The organism is Pedobacter cryoconitis (genome assembly GCF_014200595.1).
Taxonomy (GTDB): Bacteria; Bacteroidota; Bacteroidia; order Sphingobacteriales; family Sphingobacteriaceae; genus Pedobacter; species Pedobacter cryoconitis_C.
This window is the reverse complement of record NZ_JACHCG010000001.1, coordinates 2836248-2855457: the sequence shown is the minus strand read 5'-3', so window position 1 is coordinate 2855457 and position 19210 is coordinate 2836248. Positions and strand designations below refer to the sequence as shown.

At 37.3% G+C, this 19210-nt stretch carries 20 protein-coding genes and 2 tRNA genes; 8 read left to right on the top strand and 14 right to left on the bottom strand.

Annotated features, from left to right (window positions below; translation table 11 throughout):
• Nucleotides 1-130 precede the first annotated feature (130 nt).
• Nucleotides 131-204: transfer RNA gene (locus HDE70_RS12130), tRNA-Asp, on the bottom strand.
• A 522-nt stretch (nt 205-726) separates the two neighbouring features.
• Between HDE70_RS12130 and HDE70_RS12125 the strand changes: the two genes are divergently transcribed.
• Nucleotides 727-1611 (top strand): DMT family transporter, encoded by an 885-nt coding sequence (locus HDE70_RS12125; RefSeq protein WP_183890348.1) that lies wholly within the window; start codon nt 727-729, stop codon nt 1609-1611.
• A gap of 85 nt (nt 1612-1696) precedes the next feature.
• On the opposite strand, the gene HDE70_RS12120 is transcribed toward HDE70_RS12125, so the two are convergent.
• Both HDE70_RS12120 and HDE70_RS12115 read right to left on the bottom strand, forming a co-directional pair.
• A complete protein-coding gene (locus HDE70_RS12120; protein ID WP_183866733.1) occupies nt 1697-2587 on the bottom strand; it encodes an alpha/beta hydrolase in 891 nt (296 codons plus the stop codon).
• A gap of 108 nt (nt 2588-2695) precedes the next feature.
• The gene (locus HDE70_RS12115; RefSeq protein ID WP_183890346.1) at nt 2696-3571 is read right to left on the bottom strand and encodes a helix-turn-helix domain-containing protein; all 876 of its coding nucleotides are present in this window, start codon (nt 3569-3571) and stop codon (nt 2696-2698) included.
• A 187-nt stretch (nt 3572-3758) separates the two neighbouring features.
• Between HDE70_RS12115 and HDE70_RS12110 the strand changes: the two genes are divergently transcribed.
• Complete coding sequence (locus HDE70_RS12110) at nt 3759-4469, top strand: aspartyl/asparaginyl beta-hydroxylase domain-containing protein (RefSeq protein ID WP_183890344.1); 711 nt, start codon at nt 3759-3761, stop codon at nt 4467-4469.
• Nucleotides 4470-4471: 2 nt separating this feature from the next.
• Nucleotides 4472-5482 (top strand): phytanoyl-CoA dioxygenase family protein, encoded by a 1011-nt coding sequence (locus HDE70_RS12105; RefSeq protein WP_183890342.1) that lies wholly within the window; start codon nt 4472-4474, stop codon nt 5480-5482.
• A 20-nt stretch (nt 5483-5502) separates the two neighbouring features.
• On the opposite strand, the gene HDE70_RS12100 is transcribed toward HDE70_RS12105, so the two are convergent.
• The 5 genes from HDE70_RS12100 to HDE70_RS12080 all read right to left on the bottom strand — a co-directional run bounded on the left by HDE70_RS12100 (nt 5503) and on the right by HDE70_RS12080 (nt 8481).
• A complete protein-coding gene (locus HDE70_RS12100; protein ID WP_183890340.1) occupies nt 5503-6090 on the bottom strand; it encodes a LytR/AlgR family response regulator transcription factor in 588 nt (195 codons plus the stop codon).
• 8 nt (nt 6091-6098) lie between these two features.
• The gene (locus HDE70_RS12095; RefSeq protein ID WP_183890338.1) at nt 6099-6701 is read right to left on the bottom strand and encodes a zeta toxin family protein; all 603 of its coding nucleotides are present in this window, start codon (nt 6699-6701) and stop codon (nt 6099-6101) included.
• Nucleotides 6702-6705: 4 nt separating this feature from the next.
• Nucleotides 6706-6951 carry a hypothetical protein gene (locus HDE70_RS12090; protein WP_183890337.1) on the bottom strand — a complete coding sequence of 82 codons (246 nt, stop codon included), beginning with the start codon at nt 6949-6951 and terminating at the stop codon, nt 6706-6708.
• A 255-nt stretch (nt 6952-7206) separates the two neighbouring features.
• Nucleotides 7207-7280 (bottom strand) — tRNA-Asp (locus HDE70_RS12085).
• A gap of 52 nt (nt 7281-7332) precedes the next feature.
• The gene (locus tag HDE70_RS12080; RefSeq protein ID WP_183890335.1) at nt 7333-8481 is read right to left on the bottom strand and encodes a PepSY-associated TM helix domain-containing protein; all 1149 of its coding nucleotides are present in this window, start codon (nt 8479-8481) and stop codon (nt 7333-7335) included.
• A 445-nt stretch (nt 8482-8926) separates the two neighbouring features.
• Between HDE70_RS12080 and HDE70_RS12075 the strand changes: the two genes are divergently transcribed.
• Entirely contained in the window at nt 8927-9511 is a 585-nt protein-coding gene (locus HDE70_RS12075; RefSeq protein ID WP_183869716.1) for an outer membrane beta-barrel protein, read from the top strand.
• The gene (locus HDE70_RS12070; RefSeq protein WP_183890332.1) at nt 9508-10092 is read left to right on the top strand and encodes a pentapeptide repeat-containing protein; all 585 of its coding nucleotides are present in this window, start codon (nt 9508-9510) and stop codon (nt 10090-10092) included. The genes HDE70_RS12075 and HDE70_RS12070 overlap by 4 nt, the downstream gene beginning before the upstream one ends.
• A 58-nt stretch (nt 10093-10150) precedes the next feature.
• Here the strand turns inward: HDE70_RS12070 and HDE70_RS12065 are convergent, their stop codons facing one another.
• The 3 genes from HDE70_RS12065 to HDE70_RS12055 form a co-directional block, all read right to left on the bottom strand.
• The gene (locus tag HDE70_RS12065) at nt 10151-10804 is read right to left on the bottom strand and encodes an NAD(P)-dependent oxidoreductase (protein ID WP_183890330.1); all 654 of its coding nucleotides are present in this window, start codon (nt 10802-10804) and stop codon (nt 10151-10153) included.
• A 19-nt stretch (nt 10805-10823) separates the two neighbouring features.
• Complete coding sequence (locus HDE70_RS12060; RefSeq protein ID WP_183869719.1) at nt 10824-11240, bottom strand: Rrf2 family transcriptional regulator; 417 nt, start codon at nt 11238-11240, stop codon at nt 10824-10826.
• Between the two features lie 93 nt (nt 11241-11333).
• Nucleotides 11334-12254 (bottom strand): hypothetical protein, encoded by a 921-nt coding sequence (locus HDE70_RS12055; RefSeq protein WP_183890329.1) that lies wholly within the window; start codon nt 12252-12254, stop codon nt 11334-11336.
• A 102-nt stretch (nt 12255-12356) separates the two neighbouring features.
• Between HDE70_RS12055 and HDE70_RS12050 the strand changes: the two genes are divergently transcribed.
• A complete protein-coding gene (locus HDE70_RS12050; RefSeq protein ID WP_183890327.1) occupies nt 12357-14795 on the top strand; it encodes an AsmA-like C-terminal region-containing protein in 2439 nt (812 codons plus the stop codon).
• Here HDE70_RS12050 and HDE70_RS12045 read toward each other — a convergent pair.
• Both HDE70_RS12045 and thiD read right to left on the bottom strand, forming a co-directional pair.
• Nucleotides 14792-15025 (bottom strand): hypothetical protein, encoded by a 234-nt coding sequence (locus tag HDE70_RS12045; RefSeq protein ID WP_183869722.1) that lies wholly within the window; start codon nt 15023-15025, stop codon nt 14792-14794. The genes HDE70_RS12050 and HDE70_RS12045 overlap by 4 nt on opposite strands.
• Nucleotides 15026-15037: 12 nt before the next feature.
• Nucleotides 15038-16030: a bifunctional hydroxymethylpyrimidine kinase/phosphomethylpyrimidine kinase gene (gene thiD, locus HDE70_RS12040; protein WP_317617405.1), complete on the bottom strand. Its 993-nt coding sequence runs from the start codon at nt 16028-16030 to the stop codon at nt 15038-15040.
• Nucleotides 16031-16339: 309 nt separating this feature from the next.
• On the opposite strand from thiD, the gene HDE70_RS12035 reads away from it, so the two are divergent.
• Nucleotides 16340-17491 (top strand): PAS domain-containing sensor histidine kinase, encoded by a 1152-nt coding sequence (locus tag HDE70_RS12035; protein ID WP_183869723.1) that lies wholly within the window; start codon nt 16340-16342, stop codon nt 17489-17491.
• Entirely contained in the window at nt 17488-17961 is a 474-nt protein-coding gene (locus tag HDE70_RS12030; protein WP_183890325.1) for a hypothetical protein, read from the top strand. The genes HDE70_RS12035 and HDE70_RS12030 overlap by 4 nt, the downstream gene beginning before the upstream one ends.
• Here HDE70_RS12030 and HDE70_RS12025 read toward each other — a convergent pair.
• Nucleotides 17958-19175: a BamA/TamA family outer membrane protein gene (locus HDE70_RS12025; protein WP_183869725.1), complete on the bottom strand. Its 1218-nt coding sequence runs from the start codon at nt 19173-19175 to the stop codon at nt 17958-17960. The genes HDE70_RS12030 and HDE70_RS12025 overlap by 4 nt on opposite strands.
• Nucleotides 19176-19210 lie beyond the last annotated feature (35 nt).

Below are 19210 nucleotides of genomic sequence, written 5' to 3'. Positions count from 1 at the left end.
AAGTTGATGACTTGATCCGATTTTACTTATGTCAGTAGGGGAAAAATTGAATATTTGGAAGGACTATAAATCAAAAAAGCCTTCAATCATATGATTAAAGGCTTTTTAATGTTTTCAAGATTAAATCTTGCGGACCGGACGGGACTCGAACCCGCGACCTCCGCCGTGACAGGGCGGCATTCTAACCAGCTGAACTACCGGTCCGTTCTCCTTTTGCATAACTTACATAAATGTTTGTTTAGATGCGCTTGGGGCTGCAAATATACACGCTTTAATTAAAAACCAGCCTAAAAATTACGTATTTTCAAATATATTATATAACTCGTTGGATGTGAGTGTGATTTATTGTGATTATTTTTTGCCTGATGATCAGAAAATAAAAATTAGCTTCTGATTAAAACTTAACCGTCTTCTTTTTAACCGAAAAACGGCTCTTTAACACCGTGTCTCAATAATATCTTTTTGATGCTTTCTAATTATTGAATAAGCTTATGTTAAATATTAAGATATGTTAATTTTTATTTATTACTTTCGGACATCCACTGATGGATTATAATTATGATGAATAAAGGCTGCCTTCCTCCTCCAGCACAATAAGTACTTAATCAAAAGTTTCGAAACGGACAATGATATCTTGTTCGAAAGGGAATGTTATGCCAGTTCGGCAGAAAAGTAACTTATTCATCTATTGCAATTTGAACATCACAAATTGCGTAATTCATTCAAATGAAAAAATCTTATATACAACTGCATATTGCAGTTTTATTGGCAGGCTTTACAGGCCTCTTTGGTCGCTTAATAAATTTAAACGAAGGTCTGATCAGCTGGTACAGACTATTAATATCAGGGCTGGTGATGTGGATCTATCTATCCATCACTGGTAAAAAACAAAATCTTTCTCTTAAAGAGCAGTTTAGAATCGGATCAATAGGTTTTATTTTAGGTATTCACTGGATTTTCTTTTACGGAAGTATCAAATATTCAAATATCTCAGTTGGAGTCGTATGTTTTGCATTAACCAGCTTTTTTAATGCTATTCTGGCCCCGCTGATCAATAAAAAAAGATTGTCTATTCAAGAGATAGGTTTAAGCAGTCTGACCTTATGCGGTATTGCTTTGATCTTTGGCATGGATGCAAGTTTCAGATTAGGAATAGTATTGGGAATAATATCAGCTATTTTTTCCGCTCTTTATACCATATTCAATGAGCGACTTGTACAGGAGTATGAAAGTAACACAATCATATTAAACCAAATGATAGGGGGCTGTTTGGGATTGACTGTTATCTTACCAGTTTTCTTATCGTTTTCACCCGCAGAATACCTGATTCCAACGCTTAATGATTTTGGCTGGTTATTAGTTCTTTCCGTATTTTGTACAGTTCTGATGTATTTTTTGATTACAAGTGCATTAAAAAAGATCTCTTCATTTACAGTAAGCTTGACTTATAATCTGGAGCCATTATATACTATAGCGCTCGCAATAATCGTGTACAAGGAGAACAAAGTACTTTCAACCGGATTCTATATTGGATTATCATTGATACTAATTTCCCTGATGCTTCAGATGTACCGGGTTAAAGCTAAAAGCAGTGGTTTGATTTTGCCATAGTTATCTATAGCAAAGAAGCCCGGGCTTAATCTGCTGTAATCTTGTTAAAGCGCACTATTATCTTTTGATAACAGTGCGCTTTTGATTAAATGCTTCCAGTTAAAGAAATCATAAAGTCCCCTGCTTTTTTTATAGCGTCTTTTCCTTCAGGAAGCAACGAATGCCATAAGGGGAAATTATGGATCATTTGAGGCCATACTTCAAATTTGACATGCACTCCTGCCATAGCTGCATTGTGGGTAAAAGTCAAGGCTTCACTCAGCATTTCTTCTGCTTCTCCCACAATAACATAAGTTGGAGGAAGACCATGCAGGTTGGCATAAATAGGAGAGGCAACCGGAAGATCAGGAGCTGCGCCGCCCAGATAAGCGGCTGTCTGTGCTTTAATGGCTTTCAGGTTTACAATAGGGTCAATTCCTTCTTTTGTCTTATAAGTCTCACCACTTTGACCTAAATCAATCCATGGAGATATAATTACCCCGCCAGCCGGCATAGGTATGCGCTGATCACGTAAGGAAATAAATAAGTTAATCGTTGCGTTTCCACCCGCAGAATCACCAGAAATAATAATGTTTTTTGCATCAAATCCCTGGGCCAATAACCAGATATATCCTTCCAGGATATCTTCCAGAGGTTGTGGGAACGGATGTTCAGGTGCAAGGCGATAATCCAGGGCAAAAGTTTTCATTTTTCCTGCTCTTCCAAGCTCACTGATTTCCCCGCGATGTGTTGCCGGGCTGCCAATTAAAAAAGCACCGCCATGTATATAATAGAGCACATGTGTATCTCTGGCTTCCGGAGAGGTTGTCCATTCACCCTTTAAATCCCCCACAGGTACAGTTTCATATTTTATGTCGGCAGCTACTGGTAAAGTCGCATACATTTTGTCTGCCTGAATACGCAATTCAGGAATGGGTGCGTTCAAGTCCAGGTACGTTTTGAAGTAATCCCTGGCAATTTTTAAATTTTTGTCCATGCTTTTATTAATGATATAATAGCAGCAAATTTCGGATGAACTCAAAGAGCCAGTTAGGAAATTGGGGTTCAATATTGGTACTTTACGTGCCAGATAGCTTTGCCTGCTTTAATGGCTCATATACTTTTCGTGCATCAGCTTGCGGTATCCAGCAGGGGTAAATCCTTCCCTTTTTTTAAATTGGCGGGAAAAATAAGAGAAGTCTTTAAAGCCCAGCTGATCGCTAATCTCTCCTATGGAAAAATTGCAGTAAACCAGCATCCGTTTCGCTTCAATCAATCCACGGTCACGAACCATTAATCCAGCAGTTTTACCAGTTACATTTTTAACGATTTTATTGAGATAATTAGCTGAAATACTCAGCTTGTCTGCATAGAAAGCTAAATCGGGCTCTTTTTTATAATATTGTTCTATCAGCTTTTTGAATTTTTTATGCATGAATACCTGAAATGGATCTGCAATTATTGGTTGTGCTTTATTCATTAGTCTTTGGATGCGGTTGAGTAAAGCAAAAAGAAGAACATTGATAATGATTGGCGCTTTTTCATCCCTGTTCAGTTCTTCCATGATCGGATCAATAATCGCTTTGAGTTCTTTTCTCGCATTTTCATCCAGGCATAAATACGGTGTAGTTAAACTTTCATCCAGAAATGTGAGTTCAAAAACAGATTCTTGTGTATGATGTGCAAGCAGAAATTGTTCTGTAAATGAGATACTATAGCCTTTTACCTTTTCTGGTGAATTTAAAAGGTGAATCTGACCTGGAGAAGTAATCAATAAAGTATCAGTTTTAACAGCAATATCATGATAATCTATCGTATGCGTAAATGCGCCTTCAGTTAACCAGATAAGCTGGTAAAAATTGTGCTTATGGGGCCATTCCAGGTTTTTTGGCCAGGACAGGTCTTCAAATCGTTCAAGCTTAAATAAATTCTCAATTGCTTTACTAGATGGGAAGTCTTCAATCTTATAGGTTGGAATCATTATGTAGCATCAGATAATGCTGCAAAGTTAAGCAATTGAATAAAAAAACAGCCGCGCTTTTCAGGAACGGGTTTCTTTAAATGATGGGTAAACAATATTGAAATATATTTTAAATTGTGGTATTTCAATGTTAAATTGTTGCTATACAACTGGCAGCTTTATTTTGTTGGTTAATTGTTAACATACTATGATTGTTTGTGCTAAAGTATCGGTATTCCCGGAATATGCTTTAATGTATCAGGAGCTGAAATCTGCTTCGCTGCATTGGGATAATCATTTTAATAGTAATAACTATGAAGGTAGCTGGACGGTATTGCCATTAAGATCAGTTGGGGGCCAGGATACTATTATTCCAGGTTTAACAGCAAATGACGTTTTTGCAGATCATCCGAATTTGGATCTGTTCCCGTCCGTCCGAAAACTACTGATCACTTTTCAGTGTACAGTCAAATCTGTAAGATTATTAAATCTGGCTGCCGGGGCGGTAATCAAGCCGCATTGTGATCATGACCTTTCTTTTGAACAGGGAGAAGCAAGACTGCATATTCCCCTGATTACGAATCCGGATGTTGCATTTTATGTCCAAAATCAGCGGATAACCATGCTGCCGGGAGAATGCTGGTATATGAATGCTAACCTGCGGCATCATGTTACCAATGGAGGGAAAACAGACCGGATACACCTGGTTATAGACTGTGAAGTAAATACCTGGTTACGGGAACTGATAAATTCGGCCAGTTACCTTAGTCGTATACCGGATTATTGCCAGCAGCAGCTCCTTGAGATGATTGGTGCATTAAGATTTCAGAATACAGTAACGGCGAATCAGCTGGCGGATGAGTTTGAAAAGCAATACAATCAATATCAGCCTTTAGCTCAGAATATTTTAAATCAGTAACTATGCTTTCTACTTCACTAACTCCATCACAGGAAACAGGAAAATTACAGATCATGCACCTGAAAAGGTTCTGGGAAAAGTCTTTACTTAAAAGGGAGGGGAAAATAATTGTTGACGTGCCTAAAGAAGAATGGAGATTTGATAAGATCCTGATGTCTGCATTAGGACTAGGGCTGGAGCAGACTACTGTTTATTTATTTGAAACTGTACCTGGTTTTGAAGAATTTGAAGACTGGATTATTAAAACAGCAGGTATGCCTGTGCCTGAAAATATTGCCCGTTATAATAATGAATTTGGTGGCAGGAATTTGTTAAATAAAGATATTCCTGATGTGCTGAGCGATGAACAGCTTAAATTCTGGGATCAAAACGGATACCTTATTTTAAAAAATGCTGTTTCTAAAAAAGCATGTGATGAAACGATTGAAATCATTTGCCAGTCTATAAAAGTTAATAGAGAGGAATCCGGAACTTGGTATCAGCATCATGCTTCCCGGCAGGGGATTATGGTGCAATTATTTCAGCATCCTTTAATTCAAAAGAACAGAGAGTCGGTTATTGTCCGCCAGGCGTATGAACAGCTCTGGGGCCGTACAGATTTATGGTGTACAGCTGACCGTGTAGGTTTTAATCCGCCAGAAACAGATGAATGGACGTTTCCAGGGCCTGATTTGCATTGGGACGTAAGTTTAAGTTTACCTATTCCCTTTGGTTTACAGGGGATACTTTACCTGGCCGACACGGCATCAAATCAAGGTGCTTTAACAGTTGTTCCGGGGTTCCAGAACAAGGTAGAGAACTGGCTCAGTGAACTTCCGGCAGGTGCTAATCCAAGGCAGCAAGACCTTCATGCACTGGGCAGTTTCCCTATTGCAGCCAATGCAGGAGATTTTATCATCTGGCATCAGGCTTTACCGCATGGCAGCAGCCCTAATACCTCACAAAAACCAAGATTTGTTCAGTATATTAATTATGAGCCTTTAAATTTTTCAGAAGCTGAGGAATGGATTTGATAAACGGACCAAATTCAGGCCTATCTTAAGGCTGCATCTACACTTTGCTTGTACATGGGGCCAATAGGAATTTCTTTTTTACCCAGCTCAACTATTGATGGAGAAAAGGAGGTTATTTTTTCTGTATTGACAATAAATGAACGGTGAACACGAAGAAAACGCTGGCTCCGGAGTTCAATTGCTATATGACTAATTTTATATTTAATGGTCAATTCACTTTCAGTGGTTAATATCTTAATATAATCTCTGATACTTTCAATGTATATTATATCTGCAACATTGATTTTATAATTTTTGATTCCTGATTTTAAGATAATGAAAGGTATTTCAGGAGCAGTTGAAACGACATTAACAGGTATGTGATACTGTCTGAGATAGCGTTCTACGGCCTTAAAAAACCGATCGAAAGTAATAGGTTTGAGAAGATAATCGACAATTTCAAAATCATAGCTTTCCAGTGCAAATTCTCTGTAAGCTGTAGTGAAAATAGTTTGTGGTGGCTTTTTTATTGTTTTTAAAAAATCAATTCCTGAAAGCTGGGGCATTCGAATATCCAGAAATAATAAATGTTTTTGAGCTTTTTCGATTTTGACCCATGAATTATACATAATAACAACTATAATCTATCAAGCAATGGTGCCACCCATTCAGGATAGCTCTTCATTTCAAGATGTAGATTGCCTTCCAGAATATACAATATTTCCCTTGGAATCACCGGCTCGGCAATATCGGCAATAGCATTATCATATAGGGTGACAGAATCGAATTCATGAAAGTGTTTATAGAGATTTTTAAAGCCATGTTCATAATTATAGCGTATGGATGGTTCGGCAACTTTATGACCACCCAATCTGACCCTCTGCTCGACGCGCTGGATCGATTCCTCAATTGAATTGAGTCCCATGAAAATAAGATGTATTTCATATCCTGCATTACGAAATTCGTTTGCTGTCTCCATTGGATCCGAAGCACTAAAGTTTGTCTCAAATGCATAACTTTTACGTTCGGCAATGGCTTTTAACTTCTCTACCTTGAAAATCTGATCGTTAACTGCATTCGACAATACGTCACTCCCTGTTTCTGGATATTTCTTAGCAAACTCGGTCAAGTGTTTATCCCCGTCAAAGACCGTATAGTCTGATTCCGTAAGTTTACTGGAAAAAAGGCTTTTGCCAGCTCCATTTGGTCCCGCAACTATAAAAAGCCTCAAGTTATCCATAGGATTAGGCTAACTCTCTTAAGATATTCTCTTTAGAATTTTCCTGGTCCTGTGAAATAAGATATTTCTTTCCATTGGGATACTGATGGATAAAGAAGTTAGGCTGGATGCATAAGTTATTCCTATATACGAAAGGTTTCTGCATATCGACAGTCAATTGAATAACCTCATTCAATGCACTCTTCAAACGTAATTCACGCTCCGATTTGGATAACTCAAATATGAGCCGATGTTTTTTATTCTTGGCCATAATACTGAACTGATATTCAAATATACAACATTTATCGTACAGTAAAATTTATTGACCACTCAAGTCCCCAAATCAAATATTTTTATCCCTTTAAAGGCAATAATACATATCCCGCGATTCAAAAACAATTACGTGGTTTTAAGAATTACCTGGGGATAATATTGTAATGGTAGAATATGGGGCTCGAACCCAAATCAAAAAAGCCTTTCATCATTCGATGAAAGGCTTTTTAATGTTTTCAAGATTTACATCTTGCGGACCGGACGGGACTCGAACCCGCGACCTCCGCCGTGACAGGGCGGCATTCTAACCAGCTGAACTACCGGTCCGTTTCTCCCTTGCGGGGCTGCAAAGATAGAAAACAATAATTCAAAACCAAATCTATTTTTTCTTTTTTTTCTTTTTCCTGTTCAACCAGATCATAAACCCGGTTACAGGTAAGCTTGCGGCAACTAAACTGGCAATAAAAGCGATGATTTTCCCGGGTAAACCTAAAATAGCTCCCACATGAATATCATAATTCATCCCAACTAATTTTTCACCCGCATTTTGCTCCTCGTAATTTCTTCTGTACAGCAATTTCCCTGAATACTGATCAAATTGTAAAGCATCAGCATGATAATAAGTTTCCTTACCCTTTATACCATAAATGTAAATTACACCTTCGTCGCCAGCAGCAGGGGAGACGTTTATTCTGTCTGAAGCAGGTAACAACACTTTAGCCTTGTTAAATGCAATATCTACCGGATATAACACAGCAGGAGCTGGCTTTGATTTCACCTGCTTAACCTCAGGAGGCGTCGTAGATCCGGAAGCTACCACATAAACAGTAGTCTGAAACCATTTAAATGCGAATACCATACCCGTTAAGGCCAATACCAGCGTAATTAACATCACGTAAAACCCGGAAACATTATGAAGATCATAAACTACCCGTTTGAATCCAGCCTTCCATTTGACCTTAAAACTTTTATTGATATTGGTTTTACTCCATTTTTTTGGCCACCACATAATCATACCAGTAACCAGCATGAATACGAATATCAGCGTACTATAACCAACAATGTTCTGGCCGTAAGTATCATTTAATAACAAACTCCAGTGAATGAACTTTACGATATTAAAGAAATCGTATTTATAATCATGTAAGCCTGTAACCGCCCCTGTATACGGATTAATGAAAACAGACTCATAATAATCAATTGATCCAAAGTAAGTTAATGCTTTTGGATCACCTGCCTTATAAGTCATGAACTCCCACGCATGTTCCTTATCCTTATAAGTTGTAGAAAAATTGACCGGATGATCCTTCCCCAATGCCTGCTCAGCCTTCTTTAAAAGTGTACTATAAGGAAGTGTAACAGTTGATGAAGGTGGTTTAACAAAAAATGTTTCCTGGTGTATAAGATCAGATATCTCTTTTTGGAAAACAAACAAGCAGCCGGTAATACTGACTATCAGTACAACTAACCCAGTGATTAAACCTAGCCAGAGATGTATTTGACCTATTATTTTGCGAAATCTTGTCATTAGGATTTATAAGCAAAACATACGGCTTCAGACGTAAAAGTTATCATTTATTATTTTTTTGAAGAAAAACTAATCCTTTTAACTGTGCTATCTGCAATCTATTTAGACTCATTAAAAATTATGCAAATCAACAGATATTTGATCTTAACATCAAATATTTTAACATTTCTTTTTCAATTAAATTATCAAAACGGTATTCAGACGTTTTATCCTGTATTTTAATCAATATCTTACGATATGATAAGATTATTGATATGGGGAAACTCTAGCTTTGCCATGCAGTAAGGGGAGCTGGATTTTAGCTGGTTACCTGGATTCAGCAATAAAAGTCAGGTTGAAAATTAATAATACAGAATCATGAGAAAACAAATCCGTTCTATGAGAGACAATTTAATCGGATATTATATTTCTCTGCATTTCAAAATATATTAGATTTGCTTAGAATATGAAAAGGATTTTAACTTTAAACTTAGCACTGCTTTTAGCGTGCGGTTTTTCAATCACTGCGAATGCTCAACAAGAGACAAAAACGGCAAACGATGAGCCGCGATATACTTTCTCTCCAGCCTATGAATTTCTGCGTTCTACGCACAGCAATTACTTTAACGGGCCATCATTCAAAGTAACCAGGAATCTGGAAAGTCGTTTTAAACCAGGTATTGGAATTGGCTATGCTACTACAAAACTGCATTTTGATAATGCCTTGCTTCTTCATAACATGAAACTTATCCCGGTTTATGCCAATGTAAGTTATGATATTACGAATAAATCTAAGTTTGAACCTTTCGCAGAGGCTTCGGCAGGTATTACTTTTCTCAGATATGACCGTTCCAGCGAAGCAGATCCGCTAACTATCAAACGTATTAATGAAAGAGGATTATACCTGTACGGTGGTTTTGGCGTCCGCTATAAAGTAACAAATCGTATTGCACCTTATATCTCAGCTGGTTTTAAAGGATTTAACAATACCCTTAACGACCTGGATATTAACCCTCATGGTATAACTTTTCAAGCAGGTGTACGGTTTTGAGTACTGCCGATGAACAGATCACACATCACCAAAAGCGTTTCGAAAACATAAACTACGAAGATAAACATCTGGTTAGCCGTTATTTCGAAGGATGTACCTTTTATAAGTCAACTATCAAAGGATGTCTGTTTGAAGACTGTACTTTCAATAACTGCACCTTTGAAGACTGTGATATTTCACTGATTAAATTTAAAGATACTTTTATAAGTAATCTAATTGTCGTGAATTGTAAAGCTATCGGTATACTTTGGTACGATACGCTGAATCCTTTCTCCATCAATGCTAAAAGCTCTATTTTGAGTTATTCCAGCTTTTTTGGAAAGAATCTTAAAAAAATAAAGCTTACCAACTGTACAGCAAGGGAGGTTGATTTTTCGAACTGTAACCTGAGCAGTGCAGATTTTAACGGTACTGATTTTTTAGGGTCTACTTTTTCCAGTACTGATCTCAGGATGGCTAATTTTACAGCGGCGCAGAACTATCAGATAGATCCTTCAGGTAATAAGATCAAGGGTGCTATCTTTCAATTACCAGCTGCTATTTCTTTTTTAGATAGTCTGGGGATAAAAATCGTTGATTAAATGATTAATCAAAAAGGGCCGCCATGCTAAAAAATGACAGCCCTTTTTACCAGGCAAATTAATATGCAGCAGTAAAACGTTGTTTTACATGTTTTGCATTCTCCAGTTCGTCAATAATAGCAACCGCTAAATCTTCTACTGATAAAATACTTCTGCCATTTTCATCAAATACCGGTGTATCTAAACTTGTTCTATAAGAACCTTTACGAACTCCTGAAGTTTGCGGGCCCATTTCAAAAGCCGGGCTGAAAAACGTCCAGTCTAAATCTTTTTCTTCCTTAATAATATTCAGATAATCCCTGGCAGCAGTTGCACCAGGTTTATAAGCAGCAGGGAAATCAGGTGTATCAACAGCTTGTACGCCAGGGGCAACCTCTAAACTTCCGGCACCACCAATTACGATATATCTTTTCACATCCGATGCTTTAATACCAGCCTGTATAGCTTGTGAACCCTTTAAAAAATCTGCGTAAATCTCCGGATTAGTCCATCCGGAATTGTAAGCGCTGATCACTGCGTCCTTACCATTTACTACTTTGGTTACCTGAGCGGCATCCAGTACATCAGCTTTTTCTATTTTTAAATGATCATGATGTACTGTGATTTTTTCAGGGTTTCTCACTACAGCGGTTACTTCGTGACCTCTGTTTAATGCTTCTTTTAAGATGGCTGAACCTACAAATCCAGAGGCTCCGATTAAGACTATATTCATGTGATTTTAATTTTATATTTTACAATGCTGGTTGAAATTTTTCACCAAACTCTTTCAGTGTTCTTTTTTCTAATTTGCTGGTGAGCGAAAGCTCTGCCTCGGTATACAACCCCTCCAGGTGCTGATTAATCTGGCGGCCTACCATACAGGAAGGATTTGGTGTATTCGAACTACCAAGCAGTGGAGGCATACGTACAGCCTTATAAATCTCTGACAAAAAAATCTCTGCTGAAGGACGGGCAAGCGTACACCCGCCACCATTCCCTTCCTTACTGGAAATAAACCCTAGTTTCCGCAGGTTACTGATTTCCTTCCTGACAAGTGCCGGATTCAGATTAATACTGCCGGCAATCCATTCTGAAGATAACCTCTGGCCCTTAGCTAAATCAAGTAAGGTGAGGATATGTAAGGCAGTGGCAAACTTTGCATTATTCATCTGTAATAATTATTGTTACAGTACAAATGTATGTAAAAGAATCACTTAGTCAGATTTACTCTGTCTTATTTATGTAAAAATGAAATTAGCGTATTATTTTGAAAGTCTCTTCTCTAAAATTACCGTGTTTCCGATTTTTCGTTTTCTTGAATTGTTAAGAATTACATTATAGTCTCCCAAAAATCCTGTGCCCACTATATTTTGCGGAAAAGCAGAACTTAACTGGATCTTTTGCTGTGGTAATTGAATCCCGTTAAAAAGTAATCCAGGTACATTTACCTCATAAATTGTATCCCTTACTTGTTTAGCATGGATGTCAGACAAGATTCTCTTAACTGGTTTAAGGTTATAATCAGCAATTAATTTGCGTCCTAAATCAGATCTGGAGTTGATTTGAAAACCTGCGCCTGATCCGAAATCCAATGCGAAATTAGTTTTGATACCAGCAATTTCCACCGCAACTTTTGGATAAGAATCATTCTTATAATTGATAGTTGTAAAAGCTGCTGATGGCGTAAATGGCTGTTTAGAAATAGAAATTTGATTCTGATCATTATTAATCATCCAGTTATAGCGGTAAACCATTTCAGTTCCGGTCGCTCCGGCAATAATTGTATCAGGAAAAGCATAATTTACAATAGCTTGTTCACTTCTGAATTTAAGTTTTCCGACTGTGATTTTTGGAGAATAAAAAAGCAGGCGGTCATGGGGCCGGCCATTAGGCGCAACCAGCGTCAGAATGTCCCCGCTTGGAGAAAGTGACCGCGTACTTTGGAAATAGGGGGTTAGTCTTAACGGTTTAGCATAAGTCCCGAATAAAAGAGACATACTATCTCTATCAATCTTTACAGGAATAAAGATCCGGTTGTACTTATCCTTTTGAAAGGTTATCTTAGTTACTACAGGTGACTGCGCATTTGAATTTTTTGATAAAATAGAACAAACAAAGGTTAAACAGCTTACTGTAAAAACGAACCTTAAAGTTTTTTTATAGCCTGAATTTATGGTGTTCATCGTCGTGTGGATTTGTTGATATAAAAATAATCAATTTCACAGAACAAAACTACCTTTAAACAATTTCCTTATTTTAAACGTTTATTACGCAAACACTCTTCTATGCCCTTTTGGTTAAAACGCTCTGTTCAAATTTTTTCTGCTCTTATTGTACTGATCATTGTGATCTTTATCGGCCTCGCAATCTATGTAGGCGCTAATAAAAAGGAATTACAAGCCTCTATAACCAAAGAATTAAATAAGAGCCTCAATGGTAACCTGACTATTGCTACTATTGAACCTACCTTTCTTAAAGGTTTTCCCAATGTCTCGGTATCTTTGAAAAAAGTAGAAATTAAAGACAGCTTATGGAATGTTCATCACCATTCGCTGCTTACCGCAGGTGATCTTGATATTTCAGTTAATACCATGGCCTTGTTAAAAGGTACTATCGAAATTAAGAAAGTTACTATCAATGATGCTTCAATTTACTTATATACTGATAGTAACGGCTATAGTAATACCTCTGTTTTTAAGAAAAAGCCTAAGAAAGAACCCGAAGTAAAAGATGACAGTTCTTCACCTGCCCAGATCAGGCGTTTTGATCTGAATGCTGTGCGTTTTATTCTGGATAACAGAAAAGGAAATAAACTGTTTTTATTTGCGGTACAAGACTTTAGCGGGAAAATAGACTATCCTGCTTCAGGGTGGAAAGCTGACGTGAATCTAAAAACATTAGTACGCAGCCTTGCCTTCAATACAAAAAGAGGGAGTTTCGTAAAAGATAAGTTGCTGGAAGGAAAAATGGATATCGCTTATAATGAGAAAGCTGGCATTATAGAAGTCAAACCTAATGTGCTGAATATAGGGACAGACCCTTTCATCCTGGGTGCGAAATTTAAGATATCAAAAGATCCGGTTGAATTCTCTATCAGTGTAGAAGCACCGAATATACTCTGGAAAAGTGCATCTGCTTTGCTGGCTCCAAATATCAGTTCAAGGCTGAATATGTTTAATCTGGATAAACCCATTTTTGCCAAAGCTATTATAGAAGGAAATATGGGTGCAGGGGGAGATCCTTCAATTTTTGTAAAAGCAGCGATAAAGGATAATACGCTGACAGGTTTTGGAGGAATAGTCGATAATTGTAATTTTGCGGGTGTTTATACCAATAATTTTATCAATGGAAAAGGTTATACAGATGAGAACTCTGCGATTAAACTTTATCATTTCTCTGGTAGTTATAAAGAACTTCCTTTTACAATTGATACTGTTTTTATTCATAATCTGGATAAACCAGTAGCAACCGGTATTTTTAAATCTCAGTTTAATGTTGCTAAATTATCTACTGTTTTAGGCACCGACGTTTTAAACTTTACCAAAGGCACGGCCGATGTAAAATTGAACTATAGTGCAGATATTGTAGACTTTAAGTTGAATAAACCGATGTTAACCGGAACAATCAACGTAAAAAATGCAGATGTAAGTTATGTACCCAGAGGGGTTAATTTTAAAAACACATCTATTTTCCTGGACTTCAAAGGCCCGGATCTTTTGATTCATGACATCAGGCTTCAAAGTGGTAAAAGCGTGGTCTTTATGGATGGGAGTGTGAAAAATTTCCTGAATCTTTACTATAATTCCCCGGAGAAAATTCTGCTGAACTGGAGGATGCATAGTCAAAACCTCTATTTAGGTGATTTTCTTGCCTTTTTGGGAACCAGGAAAAATAGTACACCCGTTAAATCAAAGAATAAAAGCAATAATTTCGCTACTCAGATGAATACGATGCTCGAAAAGGGCAATGCTGAAATCAATTTACGAGTTGATAAAGTTCATTATAACAAATTTACAGGAAGTAACGCAACGGCAGATATTTTCCTCTCTGAAAATGGATTGAATTTGAAAAATGTAAGTTTAAAACATGGCGGAGGCTCGATTAAGCTTAACGGGAAATTACAGCAAAATGGCCGTTTGAATAACTTCGCATTAAATACGGTAGTTTCCAACGTCAATATCAGTGACTTCTTTTATTCATTTGATAATTTTGGTCTGGAAAGCCCGACTTATAAAAATCTGAAAGGTAGTTTCTTTACCAAAACCAATGTTACAGGGAGTATAGACGGACAGGGTAAACTTATCCCGGGCTCCATGAATGGAAACGTTAATTTTGACCTTAAAAAAGGAGCTTTACTCAATTATAATGCAGTGAAAAGTATTGGGAAGTTTGCTTTTCCGTTCCGCAATCTGGACAATATTACATTTGATAACCTTAATGGTAATTTTGATATCAAAGGAAGGCTTGTTACTATCAAACCGATGATGATCAATTCAAGCTTATTGAACATGAACCTGGCGGGTGTTTATGCAACTACCGGAAAAGGGACAAATATATTGCTTGATGTGCCGCTCCGAAATCCGAAGAAAGATGAAGATATTACGGATAAACAAGAGCTTAAAGAGCGTAGGATGAAAGGGATTGTCATACACATCCTCGCCACGGACGGAGAGGACGGTAAGATCAAATTTAAGCTGGTTGGAAAAAAAGATAAGGACAGTTAAGGCTGCAAGCTTTCAAATTTATCTCCGATAAGAAAAATAAGGTCTTCATCTACAGTAACCTCATCATTGGTTACCCACATATCATCTTCAGAAAGAAAGATTTCAAATTTTTCCTGATCTGGTATCTCTACCATGAAAATTGAATCATCTTCATTTTCAACTTCAGTAATGATTACTGGAATTGTTTCACCTTCAAATTCTACTGAGAATTCTGTTTTTAAATCTGCCATGGTTCAAATATATTAATTTTTCATATCCACAGGCAGCTTAATCAGCGGAATAGGAGCATAAAAATGATTTAATGGCCCTTTACCTTTTCCTGTTTTCACATCAAGCCCCTCATAAATAGCACGATGCACATAAGATTCTGCATTTTTTATAGCCTCGGGCAATTCCATGTTTCGTGCTATAAAACAAGCAATAGCAGCAGATAACGTACAGCCTGTACCATGTGTATTTTGACTGGAAATAGTATCATTTTCATAGACGATTTCCTTCCCGGTTTTATCAAGATAAACATCATAAAGTTTGCTGCCTTTTAAATGTCCGCCTTTAATCAATACCGCCTGGCCACCAAAATTGAGGATTTGATGCGCTGCAATTTTCATCTGTGCTACTGTAGAAATTTCCATGTCTGCTAAAATGGCCGCCTCATCCAGATTTGGCGTGACTAAAGCAGTTATAGGGATCAATACTGTTTTCAATAATTCAATAGTATTTTGTTCCACTAAACGGCGGCCACTCGTGGCGATCATCACCGGGTCCAGAATCACGGGGATTTCAGGATACAAACTTAAAATATCAAATATGGCCTGTAATAATGCTGAATTTGGGATCATACCTATTTTGATTGCATGAGGTTTGATATCTTCGGTTACAGCTTTAATCTGGTCGGTCACAACACTAACAGGCAGCTCAAACAGATTGGTAATCCCCATCGTGTTTTGTGCGGTAATGGCTGTAATTGCAGAGGTTCCATAGCAGCCTAAAGCCGAGATTGTTTTTAGATCGGCCTGGATGCCCGCGCCGCCGCCACTATCAGATCCGGCAATAGTTAATACAACCGGATAGCTATAATTAAACTCAGTATTCATGTTCAATTGATATTTTAATAAAGATTTACTTCTCCAATAGATTGCTGATTTGAATCCGTAATTCAGGAAATGTATAATTTCAAGTAAAACTATTAATATATACACGAATAACAAGGGATTCTGATTGAGCGGATCATCCATGTTTATCTTTTTTTTAATAGTTTCAGGAATATTTTAAAGAAGTATTTTCCTGGTAAAGTACACTTGTTAGTGTTGTGCGCTCTTTTATAAATGTAATAAGGGCTAACTGAGCATTTCCATAAAAACCAAATATCTTTTTGGTCGTTTTTTTGTTAACGTATAGTTGATATCCCGGAATATTTTAATTGCTGATTTTATAATCTTAATTATATATTAATAATTATAAAATAATTAATCACGTATCCAGCCGATACGATGACAGCAATATCCTGGGTATTAAGAGGGCTATGAATTAATTAAAGATAAAGAATGAGCGCTCAAAATATACAAGAACAGCTGCGGGCTGAAATAAAAGAATTGCAGCTTCAGCTGGAAGAAGCGAATGGCACTATAAAAGCTATCCGGTCAACGGAAAATCCAGTGAGCCAGGAGCACCTGATACTGCTGGCTAATCATATTCCTCAGATTACCTGGACTAATTTACCTTCCGGACAGTTTAACTTCTTTAATGAACGCTGGTACGATTATACAGGCTTGTCTTTTGATGCCACATTTCAAAAATCATGGGATCATATTATCCATCCCGATGACTTGTCTGTAACCACCGAAAAATTTAACTACTGTATGAAAACCGGAGAGGTTTTTGAAATTGAAAATCGCTACAAACGGAATGATGGTATTTATAGATGGCATCTTAACCGGAGTATTCCTTTAAGAAATGAAAATAATGAACTCCTGTTTTGGATCGGTACTGCAACGGATATCGACGATCAGCGTAAATCCATCGAAAAGAAAGATGAATTTATTGGAATTGCCAGTCATGAATTAAAGACACCTTTAACCAGTTTAAAAGCTTATTTACAGTTGATCTCTAACTATAAGAAAGAAGTTGTTCCTGGTCAGGTAAAAACATTTATCGTCAAAGCTGAAAGTTCAATAGGGAAATTACAAGCGCTGGTTAATGACCTGCTGGATGTAAGTAAGATCCAGGCCGGGAAACTGGATTTTAGTCAAGCACCACTGAGCGTTAAGGAATTGATTACCACCTGTGCAGAGAATGCAGGATATATGTTCCCTGATTATAATATCATTTTTAATCCTGGCGCAGATGTACGCATTAAAGGAAATACAGAGAGATTAGAACAGGTACTGATGAATCTGGTTAATAACGCAGTAAAATATTCGCCACTGCATAAAGATATTATACTATCATTTACTAAAGAAGGTAATCAGGTCAGGATCTCTGTGACAGATTACGGAATCGGACTTTCCACCAGTCAGCTGGAAAAGATCTTTGAAAGATTTTATCGTGTTGATGTTAAAAATACGATGGCCAGTGGATTGGGAATGGGATTATATATCTCTATGGAGATCGTCAAAAACCACAAAGGTACAATAGGTGTTCAAAGCAGAATTAATAAAGGCTCTACTTTTTACATTTTATTACCTTTGCTTTCATGAAATATGCGTTAACATTCTTGCTTTGTCTTTCAGGCTTATTCAGCAGTGCTCAGCATTTTAAATTGAACCAGCTTGAATCACTTATAGGTCAGCCGGTTTCTTCTGTTACTGATAGTCTGGTGCAGCATAGATGGGAAGTAAGACCTGAGTTGTCAGGGAAACAAGGACATCAGTTATATAAAACCTTCTCTTTCGGAAACCATGCCTCTGAACACGGCAAGGCATTATCCTGGTTCAGGATTCAGGCAGATAACGAGGTTACGAATCAACTCTACTATCAACTTAGCGGTGAAGAAGCTTATCAATTGATCCTGGAAGAAATCAGGCAGACAGGGGTGGAGAGAAAAGATATACAGGAAATAGAAGCAAAACAAATCAGTACCTACTATATTTCAACTGATTATATTTTTCAGACGATAGTAGGTAATGATAGTTATACAATAATGGTAATGCCAAATCAACAGCCTTAGAAAGCTTCTCCAAGACCGATAGAGAAGCCGGAGAATCCTTTACTTACGCCATAATCAATCGCTATATTTGTATTGGAACCCTTGTTGAATTTGATCCGCATACCTGCTCCGACTGCGGGGTGAATTGCCTTGAAAGAATTGGTTTCCGGCTCAGCTACTGAAGTTGCATTGGCAAAAACAACGAAGCCAAACAGACCATTATCGGTAATGTCCCGTCTGTACTCACTCTCTACATAAAATAACGATTTTCCTCTATATCTGTTTTGATCCATTCCTCTACCAGACTTATTGTAAGGATCCCATCCAATACTTGGTAAATTCAGATAGGGGATCCCATTATTTAAACCTGTCCAGAAATAAGACCATAAAGCCAGTGTATTCTGTTGGTGAGGTTTGGTATTCAGTGAGATATATTTTCTCGCATCTATATAAAGTGATTTCCAGCTCGTTTGACTTCCTAAAAACTTAGGGTTGGTTCTTAAAACCAAATTCAGATAACTTCCTGGCAATGGATTGATAGAGTTATTCCGCGTATCATATAATAAGTTAAAAGATACTCCTGATGAAAAAGAATTACTTCCCTCTTCAGTTCCTGAATTATAACCAGTAAATTTCTGTAGACCTGGATCAGCTGCCCTGACATTTACAAAATAATCCAGCGTATAACCAAAACCTGCATAAAAATAAGGTTTGATTCGCTTTAATGCACTTTGATAAAATCTGATATACTTGTAATCAACCAGTAGTTTCTGATCTTCATGCCCACTCCCTAAACCCCAGGTATATTGCGGATAGACAAGAAAACGCGTATCTCCCTGAATATTCCATGTGTTGTCCGCCAGCCAGATATTGGAACGCAGCGGTAATCCAAACCGGCTTTTTAAATTCCAGTAGGGTGTAAAAGTAACATTGGAGATATTTGTGGTTTTACGCTCACCCAGGTAAAAACCTGCACTGGTTGAGGTAATCAATGCAGTTCCTCCCCCTGGTACATTACCTCCGATAGGCAAGAGTGAAAAGAAAACTTTTCTTGGATTTTCTCCGGTTTTTACTCCTGGTTTTATTTTAAATAATATTTTGGCATAGTCTATTAAATCCCGTTTATTCGAAGTATCACGGACTTGATTATTGGCAGAAATGGCATCAGCCGCATTTTGTGCATTTGCGCTGTAAGTAATAAATAAGAAAGAGAACAGAAAGATAGTTTTTTGCATTAGGCAAGAAGATAGTAAGTGTATAATTACAGCTT

Bases quoted from the DNA above. Each gene is read 5' to 3' on its own strand.
- HDE70_RS12125 (WP_183890348.1), top strand. From the start codon at position 727: ATGAAAAAATCTTATATACAACTGCATATTGCAGTTTTATTGGCAGGC.
- HDE70_RS12120 (WP_183866733.1), bottom strand. From the start codon at position 2,587: ATGGACAAAAATTTAAAAATTGCCAGGGATTACTTCAAAACGTACCTG.
- HDE70_RS12115 (WP_183890346.1), bottom strand. From the start codon at position 3,571: ATGATTCCAACCTATAAGATTGAAGACTTCCCATCTAGTAAAGCAATT.
- HDE70_RS12110 (WP_183890344.1), top strand. From the start codon at position 3,759: ATGATTGTTTGTGCTAAAGTATCGGTATTCCCGGAATATGCTTTAATG.
- HDE70_RS12105 (WP_183890342.1), top strand. From the start codon at position 4,472: ATGCTTTCTACTTCACTAACTCCATCACAGGAAACAGGAAAATTACAG.
- HDE70_RS12100 (WP_183890340.1), bottom strand. From the start codon at position 6,090: ATGTATAATTCATGGGTCAAAATCGAAAAAGCTCAAAAACATTTATTA.
- HDE70_RS12095 (WP_183890338.1), bottom strand. From the start codon at position 6,701: ATGGATAACTTGAGGCTTTTTATAGTTGCGGGACCAAATGGAGCTGGC.
- HDE70_RS12090 (WP_183890337.1), bottom strand. From the start codon at position 6,951: ATGGCCAAGAATAAAAAACATCGGCTCATATTTGAGTTATCCAAATCG.
- HDE70_RS12080 (WP_183890335.1), bottom strand. From the start codon at position 8,481: ATGACAAGATTTCGCAAAATAATAGGTCAAATACATCTCTGGCTAGGT.
- HDE70_RS12075 (WP_183869716.1), top strand. From the start codon at position 8,927: ATGAAAAGGATTTTAACTTTAAACTTAGCACTGCTTTTAGCGTGCGGT.
- HDE70_RS12065 (WP_183890330.1), bottom strand. From the start codon at position 10,804: ATGAATATAGTCTTAATCGGAGCCTCTGGATTTGTAGGTTCAGCCATC.
- HDE70_RS12060 (WP_183869719.1), bottom strand. From the start codon at position 11,240: ATGAATAATGCAAAGTTTGCCACTGCCTTACATATCCTCACCTTACTT.
- HDE70_RS12055 (WP_183890329.1), bottom strand. From the start codon at position 12,254: ATGAACACCATAAATTCAGGCTATAAAAAAACTTTAAGGTTCGTTTTT.
- HDE70_RS12050 (WP_183890327.1), top strand. From the start codon at position 12,357: ATGCCCTTTTGGTTAAAACGCTCTGTTCAAATTTTTTCTGCTCTTATT.
- HDE70_RS12045 (WP_183869722.1), bottom strand. From the start codon at position 15,025: ATGGCAGATTTAAAAACAGAATTCTCAGTAGAATTTGAAGGTGAAACA.
- thiD (WP_317617405.1), bottom strand. From the start codon at position 16,030: ATGGATGATCCGCTCAATCAGAATCCCTTGTTATTCGTGTATATATTA.
- HDE70_RS12035 (WP_183869723.1), top strand. From the start codon at position 16,340: ATGAGCGCTCAAAATATACAAGAACAGCTGCGGGCTGAAATAAAAGAA.
- HDE70_RS12030 (WP_183890325.1), top strand. From the start codon at position 17,488: ATGAAATATGCGTTAACATTCTTGCTTTGTCTTTCAGGCTTATTCAGC.
- HDE70_RS12025 (WP_183869725.1), bottom strand. From the start codon at position 19,175: ATGCAAAAAACTATCTTTCTGTTCTCTTTCTTATTTATTACTTACAGC.